Source organism: Neptuniibacter halophilus (genome assembly GCF_030295765.1).
GTDB classification, from domain to species: Bacteria; Pseudomonadota; Gammaproteobacteria; order Pseudomonadales; family Balneatricaceae; genus Neptuniibacter; species Neptuniibacter halophilus.
Genome location: NZ_AP027293.1, coordinates 13,576 through 29,688, shown reverse-complemented (window position 1 = coordinate 29,688; position 16,113 = coordinate 13,576). Strand labels below are relative to the sequence as shown.

The window sequence follows — 16,113 nt, the reverse complement described above, 5'->3', positions numbered from 1 at the left end:
GCCCGATACCCTGCCCTCTCCGTTTCTTTGACCTTGCCCCTGCCCTGCAGGCCGCAGTACCATTCCAATTCTCACTTTAATCATATCTCACAAGGACGGTGACACATGCTTAAACGCGCATGCCTGGCAATCGCTTTGCTTAGTTCATCAGCGCTAGCCGATTCCATTTCTTATTCCACGAACATCACTGAACGGCGGGTTTTCCAAGATTGGGTGGCCTATCAAACCTCGGACCCAGGCGACTGCAGGGTAAGCCAAGAATTTGTGGTTGGTCAGACACTGGCCTCACTGGTTCTACTTCAGGCTTCCGGCCCCCAGGCACACGAAGCTTGGTTTTATGTATACGGAGAGTACGTTGAGGGAAGCGTGATCAGCGTTGACAGCAAACAGCTGCCTGAGGATCCGCAGCAGCTGGTCGATATTCTGTATCAGACACCTTCTCTGGAGGTACAGGCTTACATGACAGGGATCGATACACCACAAGAACAAGTAGAGCTGTCTACGGAAGGGTTAAAACAAGCTATGGCTTACTGCGGGTATTCCAAGCTTTACGACCGACACTGAGAGGACCGTATGCAACACGTCTATGTAATGAGAGACCCCCGAAATTACAATGATTTTAAGGTTGGTTTCAGTATCAATCCGATACAGCGAAAAAAGCAGATGTACCGAACAAATACCCCACTGCCATTTGAGCTCTATAGGGTTTGGGCTGTTGCTAACCAAAGAACTACAGAGCAAATCGCTCATGCGAGGCTGTATGATCACAGAATCAATGACCGTAGAGAATGGTTTGAGGTAATTCCACTATCTAGTCCACTCTGGGAGCCAGGTATTTCAAGTGATAAGGATTTGTTGGATGTTTACTAATGTCAACTATGCGAATTAATAGAAGATGACTTTGTAATGTGGGGTATTGCGTACTCCAGAATAAAAACCTCGGCCGAGCTTGAAGAGTCCATCAGCCTCGATGACATAACTTTTCTTCAACATAGGGGTCATTAATCAGTCTAGGTCTTAATCTAACTCCAGTTCCTCAAATCTGTGTGCCTGGGGGAAGGTATTGATCACCTCCGGACACACAGTTTCCCGGCTATACTCAAGTTTCCAAATACGAGTTTCGGGGGACACCATGCCGTCTAATCCGATAGCACTCCTCACGCTTTGCCTCACAACGCTCCCAACTGCTGCACAAGAGACCTATCACTGCATTGGGCACTACAACACAGGCGCTACCTATAACCACCTTTACGAGATAGAAGAAAACTCGGTTGGAGGGGATGTCCTGCGGTGGGATCGTCAGATATTTACGATCCATGATGAAATGATGCCATTACGAATCTACGCCACGCATGTCGGCGCATCTGGGGTGGATGTGTTGTATATAGACCGTGACACACTGGCAGCTGAATTTGCCAGCATCAGGTTTAGAAATCCGCTGATTGCGAAAGGTCAGTGCCAGAAAATAGAGTGAACGAATAGAACGGCAGAGATTTAGGATGAGGGAGATAAAATAAAGCTGGTAGCGTTTGACCTGAGAGGGATCCTACCCCCTCTCAGCACTACCAGCCGCCGTATAAACCTACGAGGATTTATGGGCTCTTGGAGTATAAGAGAAAAAAAGCGTTACGAAAATACCAAGCTTACTCATAAAGCCTATTCTCCTCGGTTTAGCCTTCACTATTGCCTGACAAATCTACTTCACGCTCGAATACCAGCACACTTTCGAAGTCCAGATCCGTAGAGCAGCGCACTATGCAGCCATTCTGATCCCGGCACCGGACAAATCCCTGAAAAGGAAATCCATCATCCTGCATCGGGTAGGAACCATTTGATACGCCTTCCACCAGCCAGCCAGTCATATCTTCCGGCGCTTTGAGCGTATCTGGGGCATCCTCATAATCGACTTGGACCACCAGCGAATCAACGCAATCCATATCAAAGTCCGTTTTAGTGTTCCCAGGCATTTTCTTATCCTCTGTTTAAAGTGCTTCCATAAAATATAACCCTTAATAGTTATATTTAAAACGCAATATAACAATATAGAGCTATTTAATATGTGACCCAGGTTGCCGGGGCAGATCGAAAGGGAAAAGCTCTGAATTGACCAGAGAATTGCTATACTCTGGCCACAACAATAGAAAGGGATAATTCTGATGATCGCCATTGATACGGAACATCACATAACGTACTCATCTACAACCGATCTCCCATACAAAACCTGTTCCGGAAAGTGCCGCAAAGCTTGGTGGAAATTCGATTTCGAGGCACGCAGTAGCAAGCACTGCCCCCAGTGCGGTGGAAAGCTACGACCAGTTGCTGAAGGAAAGCATTTTAGAGTCATTGAAACGCGCCCAGGGAAGCTCCAGGAGAGCGACCTAAGCCAATATCAGAACGAAGAAGGAAACTCTCTCTTTGACTCGCAGATGTTCCCTTTTATCAACCTGCAGCACGTAAGCATCGTGAAGCCGGAGTTCGCAGCCAAAGCCAAACAACAATGGGCCTGACCCTCTGAAACTAAAAGGATTGTCTTACATGGAATCGTGGAGCGAGAAATACCGTCTGGCGCACTCAGAACCAAGTGTGGTTTATGACTGGCTACGCACCAATAGAGAAAGTAAGAAACCTCTGAATTCCAGAGAAATTGAGGAATCTCTCTTATCACGGGATGACCCCATTATTAACCTTGGCTTGGCCCTCTTTGGCATCGATATTGATACAGGGAAGCAACTCTATGAAAAAGGTGATCCTACCATTCAGAAGGCAGTACTTAGCGGAACCATCATTGAAGAAGAGCTGCTGTCCCCATTCTGGCTAGCGGAGATTTTACCGGGGCTTCTTGCCAACTGGGAGATCGATAAACTTGAGGCTCTCATGCGGAATCGGCACATACCGGATTCAGTTCTAGTTGACCTATATAGACGAAATAAGCCGTTTGCCGAACTGGAAGAAGACCAGTGGATACTGCTATGCACTCACACATGCTGGAATGAACGCCTGGCCTTTAAGAGGCCTGAAGATTTCTGTGATGGTGAAGCTGAGTATCGGAGCGGAGAATGCATTAAAGCAGCATGGCGACTGTTTGCCACCATGCCAACAACTGTAGAAGCCGCTAACTTGCTAATAGCCCTGGGAAAAAAGCTTCCACCAGCCTATCCATCGATAATAGATCCCATGACCATCATGCAGAGATGGCAATCACCTGAAGATGATCGGTGCGCAGAGCGATTTGAGATAGTACGCACCTGCCTGGCGAAACTTGTTCTCCCTTCCAGTAAACATTTTAAAGCCTTCGAAGATCATCAGGATCCTGCGTTAAGAAAAGCGTTTTACATGGCCTTTCAACATCCAGACTTAGCGTTTATCCAGAAAGGTTTTGAACGGGATGGCGAAGACTTCCTGGGCGCAGTGCTATTCAACGATCGTGCTTTCGCAAACTCAGAGCTAAGACATGATCTTGAACAAAGATGCATACGGAGCGATCAGGAAGATCTCTGGTACGTGCTTAGGCAACGTACTGAGAGAATGGAGGAGTTGCACCCGGACTGGTATAGACAGGAAGAGCAACGCCCTTCGTTAAACGACCGGTTGGACGAACTTGAGGACATGATTCAATCGGGTTTTGAGATACAGGGAACCAAAACAGGAGATATGCTCTCCCCGCTCCTAAGAAACACTGAGGACGTAACTAAGGAACTGGAAGCGATCATGAAACGGGTCGAAGAAATTGATCTACAGCTGACTGAAACAAACGGCGCAACCGAAACACAGCGAGTCCTGATAGAGATGCAAAGCAAAATCAAAAACCTCTATGGCCTCAAACTAACTGATCGTAAACAGCTACTCTGGGGCTGCGGCGTGTTAGGTCTGGGAATTGGAGTGATCATAGGCTACCTCGCTGCATCGATCGGGTAGCCTACTTAGAAGGTCATTAGAGACTGTAAATTCTTCTGTGTAAGTGACGGTTTATCACAGTGATATTCTGTCACTGAACAGGATCATAAATTGGCTCATCGCCTGTTTCCAATCCCGTATTGGCATAGTCCACTTCTTAGCGATTTGGTGCAAGGCCAGATACAGAATTTTCATCACTGACTTATCATTCGGGAATGATCGCCGAGTTTTGGTTACCTTTCTCAGAGACGCATTCACTGACTCGATGGCATTGGTTGTGTAGATGACCTTGCGGATCTGCGGTGGGTAGTCAAAGAATACGCTCAGGCGTTCCCAGTTTGCTCGCCAGGATCGGCTGATGGTTGGGTGTTCATCGCCCCACTTCACCGCAAACTCATCCAAGGCCCTCTCAGCTGCATCAAGCGTAGATGCGGCATAAATATTACGCAGATCAGCAGCAACCTCCTTCCGCTGTTTCCAGCTCACATAGCGCAGCGAGTGGCGCACCTGATGAACGATGCAAAGCTGGATCTGAGTCTGAGGATAGACAGCTTCTATTGCTTCAGGAAAGCCTTTCAGACCATCAACGCAGGCGATCAGGATGTCCTGTAAGCCTCGATTCTTCAGTTCGGTCACTACAGATAGCCAGAATTTAGCACCCTCAGTCTGCGCCATCCATAAACCCAGCAGCTCCTTTTCGCCATCAAGGTTGATACCCAGCGCCAGATAAACGTGTTTGTTTTGTACTGCGCCGCTATCGCGGCTGCGCACTACCAGGGCATCCAGATAGACAATCGGATAAATACTATCCAGCGGGCGGCTTTGCCAGGCAGTAACCTCATCCATCACGGCATTGGTAACCTGAGAGATAAAGGTTGGAGAAACCTCAACACCATAGGTGTCCTGGAAATGTGCTTGAATATCTCGAGTCGTCATGCCGCGAGCGTAGAAGGAGATAATACGATCATCGAAACCGTTGAGTTGTTTCTCACCTTTACGAACCAACATCGGCTCGAACGTACCGTTACGATCACGAGGCACTTCCAGCTCTATATCACCGTGGATGCTGCGAACCGACTTACGGCTTTTACCGTTGCGTGAATTACCCGAGTTTTTGCCTGAAGGCTCATTTTTGGCATAACCGAGATGCTCATTCATCTCGACGTCCAGGACGCGTTCCGCAACCTTTTTGGTCAGTTGTTTAAGAAGACCATCCTCGCCGAGGATGTCATCAGGGCTTGAGCAGCCCTCAAGAAGTTGAGCAATAAGCTCGTCTGATATTGGCATTCTGCTGTCCTTTCAACACGGTGGTAAGAATGCCACTTACACAGATTTTTTTACACTCTCGAAAGCAAAAACCCCAGCACAAGACTTTACTCATACTGGGGCATTTGGCACTTCTAAAAATCCTTAAGGAAGCCAACCTCTTTAGTGTTTATCCAGCCACTACGTTTTCTTTCCAAAGTTCGCGCCAATCCGATTCTTTTGGTACAACTCCTTGGAAAGAAGCAATTGACGATTGAAGAATTGATGGTGCACTACCGATAGCAGGTTCACCATCAGCAACTTTCTGAGCAGCTTCTACCATAGTGCGACGGAATTCCACAATCGCTAAATCAGAAGAACCAAGAATATCATCGGTACGGTTAACAATTTTACCCATCGATACCCACATCGCGATATCTTGGTTTGGTATGCCCGCAATACCAGTAAAATCACCCTCTTTCATTTTTGTACGATCCTGACGGAAACGGTTTTCCATAGTACCTACAGTAGCCCAAGTGATTGGATCGACATCTTCACCCGGTACTGCACGAGCGAATTTACGCCAAGCAGTCGTATCTGGTGTAGTTTCAGGATTACCCCATGCGATAAAGTGGAAGTTACAGTTTTCATTGTCGATCGGAACGATGACCGCTGCAACATTGTATGAAGTGTTAGGTGGAATCAACGCGTAGTAAGGCGCGACATACTGAGTGATACGAATGTAGTCATGGGTTGCAGCGTTAGCGATAGGACGACGAATAGCAGCGTAATGAAATCCATAATCAGTTTTAGCAGACTGCATACGCGGGGACTTATCAGTTGATGGACGGTACCAACCTTGATCATCCGCAGCCGCACTCTCAACTTTTGCAGGGACCATGTCCGAAGAGTGCAATGATGAAGAGTGAGCTGAGTCAATCTGACCTTCCAGAACTTGAGCCCAGTTACATGGCAGACGAATTTTGAGGATAGAGACCTGTACATCTTTATTAGGTGCAAATGCTGGCTTTTTAAATTCCGGGGCATCGCCTTCACCCAGCCATGCCCAAAGGAAACCGCCCCACTCAACTGTTTTATAAGCTTTGTGCTTCACGTTAGAGCACATAGACTTTTCTGCTTCTGGTGGTTCTGAAGCCATGGCCACAGCGTTACCTTCCACATCAAACTTCCAGCCGTGATACAGGCAGCGGATACCACAGTCTTCATTGCGACCGAACACCAAAGACGCCAAGCGGTGGGGACAAAGTTCATCCAACAATCCTACTCGACCTTCGGTATCGCGGAATGCTACATACCGAGAACCCAAAGCTTCAACCAATACTGGAGTGCCATCGCACTCTTTAATTTCTTCGAGCAAACAAACCGGCGTCCAATGCTGGCGCATAAGCTTACCCATCGGGTCGGTTGGCATAACATGAGTTAACAATTCATTTTCTTGTGGTGTAAGCATCGTGCCTTTCTCCGTTTTATTTTATTTTACATGGCTGCAAACACCTTACTTCGCAGTTTGTCAGCCAAATCTGTAATCACGTTTCTTTTCGACGACTCGACGAGATATGTCTATGAGGCATTATCAGAAAACCGGTCTCATGTTCGATTACCTCAGTGGAACAAATAATAGATATCTAATTTCCAGCAGTCAACATAATTAGCAATCTAATTTTTTATTGACTGAAAATTATTAGATTGCTAATATTGATCCAAGTCATATACATCCTGATTTAAAGATTGATGACACCCTATCCATATATTGCGATACCTAGAGAGAAGAAAAATGAAACTGCAAGTGACCGCTCGGCGCACCCTTACGCCAGAAATTGAAGAATTCATCCTAACTCCAATTGATGGTCAACCGTTGCCGCCAGCAGAACCTGGTTCACATATTTCTATAACCACGCCCTCTGGAGCTCATCGTTATTATTCATTGGTTTATTCTGGTGACAGCCTAGGCGCTTACACTGTTGCGATCAAAAAAGAGCCCAATTCTCGTGGTGGTTCAAAGTCGATGCATGAGCAGGCAACAGTATCGACGGTTCTGGATGTAGAAACCTCTGAAAATGAGTTTCCTCTCGGTCCGAAGCACGATGCTTTGTTAATCGGTGGCGGCATAGGTATCACACCGATTTACTCTATGGCACAACAACTAAAAGCAGAAGGCAGAAAATTCCGAGTAGTTTATTTAGCTCGCAGCTATGAAAAAGCAGCATACGCTGATGAGCTTCAGAAACTTTGCGGAGATGCAATCACCATCCACTATAGCGCAGGCGATGGTGCGGATGTTTTCGATTTTTGGGATCTGCTGATGACGCCAACGCAGGAGCATATCTATTGCTGCGGCCCAACCTCTCTAATGGAAGAAGTGAAAGGCGGTACGGGACATTGGCCTGATGGCCGAGTTCACTTTGAGGAGTTCATGCCCGTAGAAATCATTCGAGATAGCGATACCGAATTCACCATCGAACTCGCCAAATCAGGTGAAACGATAACTGTACCCGCAGATCACACCATACTGGAAGCTCTGCGCGCTAACGGACACGATTTTTCCAGCTCTTGTGAAACCGGCACTTGTGGCACCTGCAAATGTAAATATACGGAAGGCGAAGTGGATCACCGTGACTTAGCTTTAATGGATGACGAGAAGTCCGACACAATAATGTTGTGTGTATCCCGAGCGAAAGGTGATCACCTTGTCCTCGATATCTAATCCCATACGCCTAGGCGTAGCGGGTTTAGGGAGAGCCTTTGCGCTATCGGCCCCCGCTATCCATGCACACCCAGGAGTTACCTTAGTTGCTGGCGCGGAGCCAAATTCCGAGCACAGGAGGTCATTTGAAAAAACTTTTGGTGCGAAGACCTATGCCGATGTTAGCGACCTAGTAACAGACCCTGACGTGGAAGTGGTCTATGTATCCACGCCTCATGGATTACATAAAGAACATGCTTTAGCCGCTATAAACTCCGGTAAATCCGTCCTTATCGAAAAGCCGATGACTGTCTCATTAGAAGATGCGTCATCGCTAATTGAAGCGGCAAAAAAGGCGGGAGTACAGATCATTGTTGGTCCTAGCCACAGCTTTGATGGTCCGGTTAAGCTCGCGGAAGCTTTAATCGCGGAAGGTAGGATTGGGCGCGTAAAGATGATACATGCGCTCTATGCAACCGACTTTTTATATCGCCCAAGAACAGCGGCGGAGCTTTCGACTGACTTAGGTGGAGGTGTAGTGTTTAGTCAAGCCGTCCATCAAGTCGATCTCGTCCGCCGACTCGCTGGTGTTCCCGCTCAGCGTGTTACCGCCAGAACGGGTGGAGCCTGGGATGCTGACCGGCCGACCGAGGGCGCCTACAGCATGCTGATTGATTTCTGCGAAGGTGTCTATGCCAGCCTGACGTACTCGGGCTACGCTCATTTTGATGGCGACCGGCTAATGGAGAACACTACTGAATTAGGCATACCCAAGTCAGAGGAATTCAAGAGCTCCCGCAAAATACTGGAATCCGTCCAGGACGAATCAGAGTTTAAGTCATCACGCGGCTTTTCATCACTCGATACCTGCCCTCAGGCTGAAACTCACGAGCACTTTGGTCAGGTTTTCGTATTCGGCGACCACGGAGACCTTCGCCTGACGCCGAACGGAGTGGAAATTACCGATACGAATGGACCCAAATTCTACCCTGCACCTTTTAGAACCGCCCGAGCAGAAGTATTTGACACACTTTATGCCGCACTTCGCGAACAAACGACTCCATTGCAGGATGGCAAATGGGGCCGAGCTTCACTCGAAATCTGTCATGCACTACTTACCAGTAGCGAAACGGGTGACACAGTCACACTTAATTACCAAGAAGGATAAAAAATGTCTAAGCTCCAACTTTCCCTAGCGATGGGTGATTATGATCGTACTCGCCCTATTCATGATGGACGGGTACAGATCGATGGCGTCGATCCGATCACTTTTCTTCAATCTCCAGAAGAGATGTTCTTCAACGCATTTCGCCACAAGACATGTGATATTTCAGAAATATCATTGAGTTCATATTGCGTTTCGTTGACTCGAGAGAATCCTCCATACATCGCAATTCCTGTTTTCCTTAGCCGTGCATTCCGCCACTCCTCTGTTTATATTCGTGCGGATAGAGGAATAGAAACACCTCAAGATCTCAAAGGCCGCCGAATAGGCATCGCGGAATACCAACTGACAGCAAACGTATGGGTTAGAGCAATCCTTGCAGATGCAGGTGTGACCCCTGATCAGATTACGTGGGTACGCGGGGGAATGGACAAACCTGGCCGCCCTGAGAAAATCAAACTTGATCTACCAGACAACGTAACTATCGAGAACGCTACTGAAGGCGCTACCCTAAACCAGATGTTAATCGATGGAGAAATTGATGGTTTCATCGGCCCTAGATGGCCACGTTGTTACCACGAAGGCCACCCTCAGATCCGTCGCCTATGGCAAGATGGTTTTTCTGCGGCACGCCAATGGCATCAAGACACTGGGTTGTTCCCAATCATGCACGTTCTAGGTGTGCGTCGTAGCCTAGCCGAGCAGCACCCCTGGTTGCCGGGCGCGTTGCTCAAGGCCTTTACAGAAGCTAAAACGATGGCACTTGATGCCCTATCGGATACGTCAGCGACTAAGGTGACAATGCCATTTGTCGAAGATGTTTTGGGCGTAACGCAACAAATGTCGAAGGATCTTTGGTCATACGGGGTTGCACCGAACGTCAAAACGTTAGAATACTTCCTGCGTAACCACTACGAACAAGGGCTAAGTTCAAGACATCTTTCCGTAGAAGAGCTGTTTCACCCAGCAACAACTGAGGTCTATTCTCTGTAGATCTGTTAAGTTATAAACGAATAGATGCAAAACCAGCCAGGATATTCCTCGCTGGTTTTTTTGCCGATTACCTAACCATCACAATATAGAGACATTCAATACATGAACGATGATAACTTACTCGATGCAGGGCACAACACTGTCCATTCAGCATCCTATTTAGTTTCTCTACGAATTAATTATTCAGACGTCGAGAGGTTTGCATCTCATATTTCGAAATTGAATCTATTATTGGAAGACCATGCCGGATTTGAGTCGATTGACATAGTGCGTCGAGATGATGGTCAGGGTATCGATATATTTTGTATTGCGAGGTTTACAAGTAAAGATGATCTAGAAGCCTGGAAGCTTTCTCCAGACAGGAAGGCCGTACTTGATCCTATTGAAACACTATCCGTACTCGACGTAGCCAGACAACAAGCTTATGGTTCGAATATTTGGTTTGAGCCTGTTGTTAACCTTCCATCTCCTCCGAAACTTCCAAGCTTATGGAAACGATGGATTGTTAGCTTAATCGCTGTTTACCCTGCCCTTATCGTATTAATCTATCTACTAAAGCCGATTACGTCGAAAGTAGCCGAACCCATAGGTCTATTGTTAGTCGCCACAATTCTTACTGGGATAACAACGGCTCTAATCGCACCTTGGCTCACAAAGAAATTACACAAATGGTTAATCTCAAACTAAGGAACCTACGATTAAGTCCCGTTTTTTAGCTCATTTCCCCGGTAATCCCCCCGATCAAGTTGTATTTGCGGCGTAAGCGCGCGATTACTGGTTATTTCTTACCGCCTGCATGCCGATTTCCCAGCATGCAGACGGATTTATCCTACGCCCGCTGCATCTGATCCACACGTACGATGTTCGCTAAGGCGAACAGCATTGCTAGCTTGCCATCGTTCTTCATCAATCCGCGATAGCGGGCCTTGGTAAAACCGAACTGACATTTGATAATTCGGAACGGATGCTCAACCTTGGCTCGAACACTGGCTTTTAGATATTCAGTTTTCAGTCGAACCTTGTTGATTCGCGGACGCTTCTTCAGCTCTTTGACCTTGCTGGGTATTTCTGCAACGTGCCAGTCAGCCTCCACACTTTCAAGTTCTTCACGACTCTCTGCGCCACGGTAACCACTGTCGGCGAAAATAAAGTCTTCTTTGCCATGCAGAAGGTGTCTAGCTTGGTTGAGATCATGTTCATTAGCGGCGGTAGTTGTGAAGCTATGCGTCAGCCCAGTTCTGGCATCAACACCGATATGGGCTTTCATTCCGAAGTGCCATTGATTGCCTTTCTTGGTCTGATGCATCTCAGGATCACGCTCACCTGCTTTGTTCTTGGTGGAACTAGGAGCTTCAATAATTGTTGCATCTAGCAACGTTCCTTCTTTGACAAGTACACCAGCATCGCTCAACCAGGTGCTGACTTCGTTGAAGATCTTGCGTGCCAAGCCATGCCGTTCCAGCAGGTGACGGAAGTTCATGATGGTGGTGTGATCAGGTATCGCACCATCCAGCGACAGGCCTGCAAATAAACGCATTGAGGCGATCTCATAGAGTGCATCCTCCATGGCTGGGTCGCTCATGCAATACCACTGTTGCATACAGTGGATACGCAGCATGGTTGGTAATGGATAAGGCTTGCGGCCGTTACCAGCCTTTGGATAGTGAGGCTCAATCACTGACTCCAGACGCTGCCAAGGAATCAGTTTCTCCATGCGGCTGAGAAACTTTTCTTTGCGTGTTTGCCGGCGCTTACTTGTGAATTCGCAGTCAGCGAAGGAGAGTTGGTGGTCCATGGATGGTCCTCAGCACATCAAAGCAGAGATTGTCTCATGCTGAAGGACTTATTCGCTTGTTCCCTAATCATATAAACTATTTTTAGCAAAAAAAAGCAGATATAAAATATCTGCTAAAAGAAAAGCTGCAACAAAGCAGCTCCACGAGGAGATTTATAGCCTTAAGATAAATCCATCGCTCGGAAATTATGGAGACTTATCTATTCTTCACAGCATCGGCGAGGCGATATATTGGATCCTTTAACATCATTTTTACGTCATCACAGAGATCTAAAGATTCCATAGCTTCATACATGCACGAGACCCAAGCGTCCCTTTCTTTAGAACCAATAGAAAAAGATTTATGCGGCCCTGTCATGCATACCGATCCATATTTCTCTAAATAAATTTGTGGACCGCCCATCCAACCAACTAAATAGTCACCTAAATTTTCAGAAATACCACTCAGATCTGATGAATGCATAGCTCTCAACTCAGCATAATTCGGTGAGCTATCCATGATCCTGTAAAACTCTCTAACCAAATCTCGAATTCCTGATTCTTTTAGTGCCTGATAAGGAGAATCATAATTCATCATTTATTTTCCTTGCTATGCGGCATAAAATATAATTGTTAGATTGCTAATTATATCCAATTAGCTATCACTTTCAACTATCTAATCAATAAATAAGAAAAGGAATATCCATGGATAATACAATATTAGAAAGCCTAATAAATGATCTAGTAAATGCAAATTTAATTCTATTCAATGAAGGTGTACTGGATGCTTTCGGCCACGTAAGCGTAAGAAATCCTCATAACAGAGATCATTTTTTCTTAGCTCGAAATATGGCCCCTGGGCTTGTTACCAAGGAAGATATACTCGAGTTTAACCTTGATGGTGAAGTTGTAAACAACGATCCCAGAAAGGTCTATCTAGAACGCTATATTCACAGCGAAATTTATCGGGAGCGAGATGATGTCGAAGCAATCGTCCATAGTCATTCCCATTCTGTTGTCCCCTTCAGTGTTGTAAAGTCCGCCCCTTTAAAACCTATGTGCCACATGAGTGGATTTATGGGTACACACGTTCCTATATTTGAAATACGGGACGTAGCGGGTGATAAAACCAACATGTTGATTACCAGTCAGGAACTTGGTTCTTCATTAACCCAATCTCTTGGAGAAAATACGTTAGTACTGATGAGAGGCCATGGCTCTACAGTCGTTGCACCCTGTCTCAAACAAGCGGTTTACAGAGCGGTTTATGTCGAGGTGAATGCTCGATTACAGATTGAAGCATCCAGACTCGGACCGATCGAATTCCTCTCAGAGGGAGAAGCTCACGCAACTCAAGTAACCAACGAAGGACAAGTAGACCGCCCGTGGAATCTATGGAAAACACGAGCGATAAAGGCTCAGAAGTCTTGGCTGCCAGAAGTTTGAGAGTTATCAACTTCAAACCAAGCACACTGCTAATTTTTAAATAGCGTTAGCAGTGTCACTCCAACAAATATACCAAATGTTCCAACGATTATCTGATATCCAAACTTCTCATTGTTCTTTGAATAAAGCCAAGTCCCCACTAGTACAAACAACGGAGTGGTAGCAGCTAAGGGTGCAATCAGAAGCAGGCTTCCAATTGCCAACGATAGATAAAGAAAAATAGGTCCTATACTTGAAAGAATTCCTGCGTAAACAAAATAAATAAACTCTCGACTACTACATGAAATTTTACATCTGGTAACTAAAATATATAGGCTCAAGATAATCCACGATGCAGAAACCGTCACCAAACTAGCAAGTACAGGTGAATTAAGTTGGTCGATGCCCACCTTTCTAAGGGCAATAGAAATCCCATAGGTTAATGATGCCAGCAGAGGATATAATAGATATATCTGATGACCACTCGAAATTCTTAGATTACCATTTGATCCAGAAAATATAGCAATTAACACTGATCCAGTGATTATTAAAAATGCACCAAGTATTTGCACAACATTTCCGGACTCACCTAGAAATACCAATCCTATAAACAACGTTACCAAAGGATGGGTTAGAGTTAAGGATGTCGTTGTATTTGCCCCTAATTTAGACATACCAACGAACTGGAATAGCCTGCCAAGTAATGGCGCAAATATACCCGAAATAATAAAAAACTTAAGATCAAGCAGAGTAAGCGATTTAGGAATATCTATAAATAAGGTAGATAAACCCAGTACAACGACATTGATGGTAAGCGTGATCCATAAAACAGAAAGGTGCGAGGCACTTTCACGACCTATTTTTACAAGTAAAAATGTAGCCGCAAACATAATGGAAGACAATAATGCATAAATCACTTCCACTATATTGCCTCGCTTTAAAGAATGTCCGGTTAGAGATCAATTCTTATGAAGACTAAGCTATTTTGGCTCGAGACCTCAAATGAGGTGTGACCAGGACAGCGGCCACCACCAAAGCGACAGCTATGCCCAATGCGATGATACTCGGTGCCAAGAACATTAAGCCAGCCACCAACAGCATAGCCTGCGCCATACCTGATATAGGTGCTTTCCAGTATCCTTCTATACCTGCACTTAGCACGATAACGCCTAGGGTAGCAGTCAGGCAGTTCAGAATTATCCCCGTTATCGGCCCTTCAAGCAGTAACCCTTCTCCATACATAAAGGCGAATGGAACCACAAATGCAGTAATTGCAAGCTTTACCGCCCCAACCGATATACCAAGAGGTTTCGCATCCGCAATAGCGGAAGCAGCAAATGCAGCTACAGCCACCGGTGGGGTCATAGCTGAGAGCACCGCGAAGTAAAGGATGAACATGTTTGACTGCATCGCAGAGAAATCAAGCGAACTCAAGGTCGGACCTACCAATACTGCCGCGAGTATAAATGCCGAAGGTGTTGGCATCCCCATACCTAGTATAATCGCCAACACTGCTGAGATAATCAGAACCAAGATACTGCTATTACCCGCAAGCATGAACACTAGGTCTGCAAATTTACCACCGAGTCCTGTCATTGAAATACCACCAATAACGAGACCAGCAGCGGCACAAGCAGCTGTTACCGAAACCATTCTAAGGGTCGTTTCACCGAGTGCTTCCCAAATGGATTTTAGTCCCATACGAGTCGAAGGTTTTATCGCTGCAACAGCAATAACACTCAAAGAAGAAAATGCTGCAACATAAGTTGGGGAATATCCCATAACAAGAGCTACTGAAAGGACCAGTAGAGGAATAATGAACAATCCGCCGTTCGACATTGCCACTTTTACCGTTGAAACTTCGTTTTCCTCTAGACCTTTAAGGCCCATTTTTTCAGATCGCAAATGAATCTGTGTATAAACACACACATAGTACAAAAGCGCTGGAACGATACCTGCAATAGCAATATCACGGTACTCGATACCCGTATACTCAGCCATAATGAAGGCTGCTGACCCCATAACAGGGGGTAACAAACTACCGCCTGTCGATGCTGCAACTTCAACACTTCCAGACAACGATTTTCCGTAACCCAAACGTTGCATCATAGGAATCGTAATCGATCCGGTAGTTACAACATCAGATGTAGGACTGCCAGACATCGTTCCATACAGACCTGATGAGATAACAGCGATTTTTGCTGGACCACCTACACGTTTTCCCGCTACAGCTGATGCAAGATCAAAGAAGAAATTTGCACCACCAGCACGGGATAAGAAGGTACCAAAGAGGACAAAAAGAAACGCATATGTTGCAGCTACACGGAGGGGTACGCCAAATAACCCATCACTGGTAAACATCATGATATCAAGAAAGTGGTTATAGCCTACTTCACGGAAACCAAGTCCCGCGGGCAAACCATGCCCAAAGAGATTGTAGAGTACAAAAATCGTTACTACGCTGGTTAGGCCAAATCCGACTGTTCTTCGTGTGGCTTCAATAGTAAGGAAAAATAGTGCCGAGCCCGCAATAAGGTCGGGCATTTCCAGAGGAAATAACAACGTAATCCGTTCTACGATTCGAGAACTTTCTACTAAAAAGTACACACCGGCCGCTACACTGGTAAGCGAAAGCACCCAGTCGATTATACTTGGAGAATTAGTACGTCCCCAAGGTCCAGGCGTATACAGTAAAAATAGAAGAGCTAGCATTGATGACAAAAATACGATTGTCATCGCAAAGAGATCGACGTAGACGATAGTCGTTGTGTAAATCACTCCTAAAGCTATTATTGCTGCGATTGATTGGAGTATTCGGGCAAGCCTGGGACTCAACTGACGTTTAGTACCGGTCTCTAACATTGATGAAAGTATATTCGACATTTAACTAGCTCTTTAATTTTTATAGTTTTA

General features: G+C 45.9%; 17 protein-coding genes. 10 read left to right on the top strand and 7 right to left on the bottom strand.

Annotated elements, in window-relative coordinates; all coding sequences use genetic code 11:
- The first annotated feature begins 105 nt into the window (after positions 1-105).
- The 3 genes from QUD59_RS18540 to QUD59_RS18535 all read left to right on the top strand — a co-directional run bounded on the left by QUD59_RS18540 (position 106) and on the right by QUD59_RS18535 (position 1,474).
- Complete coding sequence (locus tag QUD59_RS18540; protein ID WP_286241228.1) at positions 106-564, top strand: hypothetical protein; 459 nt, start codon at positions 106-108, stop codon at positions 562-564.
- Between the two features lie 9 nt (positions 565-573).
- Positions 574-870, top strand: a complete 297-nt coding sequence (locus tag QUD59_RS19275; RefSeq protein WP_350227814.1) for a GIY-YIG nuclease family protein — start codon at positions 574-576, stop codon at positions 868-870.
- Between the two features lie 262 nt (positions 871-1,132).
- A complete protein-coding gene (locus tag QUD59_RS18535; protein ID WP_286241226.1) occupies positions 1,133-1,474 on the top strand; it encodes a hypothetical protein in 342 nt (113 codons plus the stop codon).
- Positions 1,475-1,670: 196 nt separating this feature from the next.
- Here the strand turns inward: QUD59_RS18535 and QUD59_RS18530 are convergent, their stop codons facing one another.
- Positions 1,671-1,937, bottom strand: coding sequence for a hypothetical protein (locus QUD59_RS18530; RefSeq protein WP_286241225.1), 267 nt, complete (start codon positions 1,935-1,937; stop codon positions 1,671-1,673).
- A gap of 219 nt (positions 1,938-2,156) precedes the next feature.
- Between QUD59_RS18530 and QUD59_RS18525 the strand changes: the two genes are divergently transcribed.
- Positions 2,157-2,507, top strand: coding sequence for a hypothetical protein (locus QUD59_RS18525; protein WP_286241224.1), 351 nt, complete (start codon positions 2,157-2,159; stop codon positions 2,505-2,507).
- 28 nt (positions 2,508-2,535) lie between these two features.
- Positions 2,536-3,915 (top strand): hypothetical protein, encoded by a 1,380-nt coding sequence (locus QUD59_RS18520; RefSeq protein WP_286241223.1) that lies wholly within the window; start codon positions 2,536-2,538, stop codon positions 3,913-3,915.
- Between the two features lie 54 nt (positions 3,916-3,969).
- On the opposite strand, the gene QUD59_RS18515 is transcribed toward QUD59_RS18520, so the two are convergent.
- Both QUD59_RS18515 and QUD59_RS18510 read right to left on the bottom strand, forming a co-directional pair.
- On the bottom strand, positions 3,970-5,181 hold the full coding sequence (locus QUD59_RS18515) for an IS256 family transposase (protein WP_286241209.1): 1,212 nt from the start codon (positions 5,179-5,181) through the stop codon (positions 3,970-3,972).
- A 148-nt stretch (positions 5,182-5,329) separates the two neighbouring features.
- Complete coding sequence (locus QUD59_RS18510; protein ID WP_286241222.1) at positions 5,330-6,610, bottom strand: Rieske 2Fe-2S domain-containing protein; 1,281 nt, start codon at positions 6,608-6,610, stop codon at positions 5,330-5,332.
- Between the two features lie 324 nt (positions 6,611-6,934).
- Here QUD59_RS18510 and QUD59_RS18505 point away from each other — a divergent pair, with 324 nt between their 5' ends.
- From QUD59_RS18505 to QUD59_RS18490, 4 genes are all read left to right on the top strand, one after another.
- The gene (locus QUD59_RS18505; RefSeq protein ID WP_286241221.1) at positions 6,935-7,864 is read left to right on the top strand and encodes a PDR/VanB family oxidoreductase; all 930 of its coding nucleotides are present in this window, start codon (positions 6,935-6,937) and stop codon (positions 7,862-7,864) included.
- On the top strand, positions 7,821-9,011 hold the full coding sequence (locus QUD59_RS18500) for a Gfo/Idh/MocA family protein (protein WP_350227813.1): 1,191 nt from the start codon (positions 7,821-7,823) through the stop codon (positions 9,009-9,011). Before QUD59_RS18505 ends, QUD59_RS18500 begins: the two co-directional genes overlap by 44 nt.
- Before the next feature lie 3 nt (positions 9,012-9,014).
- Positions 9,015-10,001, top strand: a complete 987-nt coding sequence (locus QUD59_RS18495; protein ID WP_286241219.1) for an ABC transporter substrate-binding protein — start codon at positions 9,015-9,017, stop codon at positions 9,999-10,001.
- Between the two features lie 102 nt (positions 10,002-10,103).
- Positions 10,104-10,688 carry a putative antibiotic biosynthesis monooxygenase gene (locus QUD59_RS18490; protein WP_286241218.1) on the top strand — a complete coding sequence of 195 codons (585 nt, stop codon included), beginning with the start codon at positions 10,104-10,106 and terminating at the stop codon, positions 10,686-10,688.
- Between the two features lie 142 nt (positions 10,689-10,830).
- Here the strand turns inward: QUD59_RS18490 and QUD59_RS18485 are convergent, their stop codons facing one another.
- Positions 10,831-11,796, bottom strand: coding sequence for an IS5 family transposase (locus QUD59_RS18485; RefSeq protein ID WP_286241217.1), 966 nt, complete (start codon positions 11,794-11,796; stop codon positions 10,831-10,833).
- 196 nt (positions 11,797-11,992) lie between these two features.
- The gene (locus tag QUD59_RS18480) at positions 11,993-12,373 is read right to left on the bottom strand and encodes a group II truncated hemoglobin (RefSeq protein WP_286241216.1); all 381 of its coding nucleotides are present in this window, start codon (positions 12,371-12,373) and stop codon (positions 11,993-11,995) included.
- Positions 12,374-12,480: 107 nt separating this feature from the next.
- Between QUD59_RS18480 and QUD59_RS18475 the strand changes: the two genes are divergently transcribed.
- Positions 12,481-13,221, top strand: a complete 741-nt coding sequence (locus QUD59_RS18475; protein WP_286241215.1) for a class II aldolase/adducin family protein — start codon at positions 12,481-12,483, stop codon at positions 13,219-13,221.
- A gap of 29 nt (positions 13,222-13,250) precedes the next feature.
- Here QUD59_RS18475 and QUD59_RS18470 read toward each other — a convergent pair whose 3' ends face one another.
- Together QUD59_RS18470 and QUD59_RS18465 are read right to left on the bottom strand one after the other, a co-directional pair.
- Positions 13,251-14,123, bottom strand: coding sequence for a DMT family transporter (locus QUD59_RS18470; RefSeq protein ID WP_286241214.1), 873 nt, complete (start codon positions 14,121-14,123; stop codon positions 13,251-13,253).
- A 52-nt stretch (positions 14,124-14,175) separates the two neighbouring features.
- Complete coding sequence (locus QUD59_RS18465; RefSeq protein ID WP_286241213.1) at positions 14,176-16,083, bottom strand: TRAP transporter permease; 1,908 nt, start codon at positions 16,081-16,083, stop codon at positions 14,176-14,178.
- Positions 16,084-16,113: the final 30 nt, after the last annotated feature.

Excerpts from the sequence above, each read along its gene's own strand:
- QUD59_RS18540 (WP_286241228.1), top strand. The coding sequence starts at position 106 with ATGCTTAAACGCGCATGCCTGGCAATCGCTTTGCTTAGTTCATCAGCG.
- QUD59_RS19275 (WP_350227814.1), top strand. The coding sequence starts at position 574 with ATGCAACACGTCTATGTAATGAGAGACCCCCGAAATTACAATGATTTT.
- QUD59_RS18535 (WP_286241226.1), top strand. The coding sequence starts at position 1,133 with ATGCCGTCTAATCCGATAGCACTCCTCACGCTTTGCCTCACAACGCTC.
- QUD59_RS18530 (WP_286241225.1), bottom strand. The coding sequence starts at position 1,937 with ATGGATTGCGTTGATTCGCTGGTGGTCCAAGTCGATTATGAGGATGCC.
- QUD59_RS18525 (WP_286241224.1), top strand. The coding sequence starts at position 2,157 with ATGATCGCCATTGATACGGAACATCACATAACGTACTCATCTACAACC.
- QUD59_RS18520 (WP_286241223.1), top strand. The coding sequence starts at position 2,536 with ATGGAATCGTGGAGCGAGAAATACCGTCTGGCGCACTCAGAACCAAGT.
- QUD59_RS18515 (WP_286241209.1), bottom strand. The coding sequence starts at position 5,181 with ATGCCAATATCAGACGAGCTTATTGCTCAACTTCTTGAGGGCTGCTCA.
- QUD59_RS18510 (WP_286241222.1), bottom strand. The coding sequence starts at position 6,610 with ATGCTTACACCACAAGAAAATGAATTGTTAACTCATGTTATGCCAACC.
- QUD59_RS18505 (WP_286241221.1), top strand. The coding sequence starts at position 6,935 with ATGAAACTGCAAGTGACCGCTCGGCGCACCCTTACGCCAGAAATTGAA.
- QUD59_RS18495 (WP_286241219.1), top strand. The coding sequence starts at position 9,015 with ATGTCTAAGCTCCAACTTTCCCTAGCGATGGGTGATTATGATCGTACT.
- QUD59_RS18490 (WP_286241218.1), top strand. The coding sequence starts at position 10,104 with ATGAACGATGATAACTTACTCGATGCAGGGCACAACACTGTCCATTCA.
- QUD59_RS18485 (WP_286241217.1), bottom strand. The coding sequence starts at position 11,796 with ATGGACCACCAACTCTCCTTCGCTGACTGCGAATTCACAAGTAAGCGC.
- QUD59_RS18480 (WP_286241216.1), bottom strand. The coding sequence starts at position 12,373 with ATGATGAATTATGATTCTCCTTATCAGGCACTAAAAGAATCAGGAATT.
- QUD59_RS18475 (WP_286241215.1), top strand. The coding sequence starts at position 12,481 with ATGGATAATACAATATTAGAAAGCCTAATAAATGATCTAGTAAATGCA.
- QUD59_RS18465 (WP_286241213.1), bottom strand. The coding sequence starts at position 16,083 with ATGTCGAATATACTTTCATCAATGTTAGAGACCGGTACTAAACGTCAG.